The organism is Aetokthonos hydrillicola CCALA 1050 (genome assembly GCF_017591665.1).
GTDB lineage: Bacteria > Cyanobacteriota > Cyanobacteriia > Cyanobacteriales > Nostocaceae > Aetokthonos > Aetokthonos hydrillicola.
On sequence record NZ_JAAKGC010000454.1, the window covers coordinates 1 to 1,026 of the forward strand.

Genomic DNA, 1,026 nt, shown 5'->3' on the forward strand with positions numbered 1-1,026 from the left:
TTTCACCCCTCTTGTCGTGCCCAGCGGTCAAACCATCGGTTTTTGTAGAGCAACATGCCTCATTTCCTTCTTCCATAGTATAGCACGCGGTGCTATACTGGCAAGCTCAAAGTTCACCAAGTACCCGCTAGATACCACTGAAAATATTGTCATTTATATCACACTACCTCTACACCTTGGGCACTTCTAAAGGCCAAAACCCCTACTGAATTCACATATCGCAAAAATTTTTTGAATAGACATTTACATTCAACCTCGCCACACAAGGTGCGAAAAGCAAAATACAATAGTGGTGAGTAAAATGGGAAATTAGCATGTCATCTAACAACCGTTCTGGAGTATTTATTGGTGGTATGATGCTGGGAGCTACTATCGGTGCTCTGACCGGATTGCTCGTAGCTCCTCGTTCGGGACGCCAAACACGTCAACTTTTGAAGAAATCTGCTGATGCTTTACCAGAATTGGCAGAAGACTTATCCACGAGCTTCCAAATCCAGGCGGATCGTCTGTCTGTAAGTGCTATTAAAAGCTGGGATGAGACTTTAGAAAGATTGCGGGACGCGATCGCAGCTGGTGTTGATGCAACTTCTAGGGAAAGCCAAACCTTAAGGCGACAAAACCCTATAGACACAAACACTGCTGCTGCTCGAAAAGTTGAAAACTCAGACTCAACACCCTAAGTATCATATAATACATAACCGTGATAGACCCCTTGTTTTGGCTGGGAATGTCCATTGTCCTAGTCTCCATCAGTTTGACCGCGCTTTTGATGGTGGCAATACCAGCTATGCAGGAGTTAGCACGAGCAGCGCGTAGCGCCGAAAAGTTATTTGACACCCTTTCACGTGATTTACCTCCTACTCTGAATGCCATTCGCAATACTAGTTTAGAAATCACTGACTTAACAGATGATGTTAGAGAAGGCGTAAGAAGTGCAGGTCAAGTCGTTAAACAAGTTGATCAAAGCCTAGATACTGCAAAAAGGCAAGCGCAAAACGTTCAGACAGGTACGCGCAGTCTCTTTGT

1 protein-coding gene and 1 pseudogene are annotated in these 1,026 nt (G+C 44.5%); both read left to right on the forward strand.

The window, feature by feature from the left end; genetic code table 11:
- The first annotated feature begins 314 nt into the window (after positions 1 to 314).
- Positions 315 to 680: a YtxH domain-containing protein gene (locus G4P69_RS38835; protein WP_208339557.1), complete on the forward strand. Its 366-nt coding sequence runs from the start codon at positions 315 to 317 to the stop codon at positions 678 to 680.
- A gap of 20 nt (positions 681 to 700) precedes the next feature.
- A pseudogene (locus G4P69_RS38840) lies at positions 701 to 1,026 on the forward strand (DUF948 domain-containing protein); the annotation flags it as partial.

Bases quoted from the DNA above. Each gene is read 5' to 3' on its own strand.
- G4P69_RS38835 (WP_208339557.1), top strand. From the start codon at position 315: ATGTCATCTAACAACCGTTCTGGAGTATTTATTGGTGGTATGATGCTG.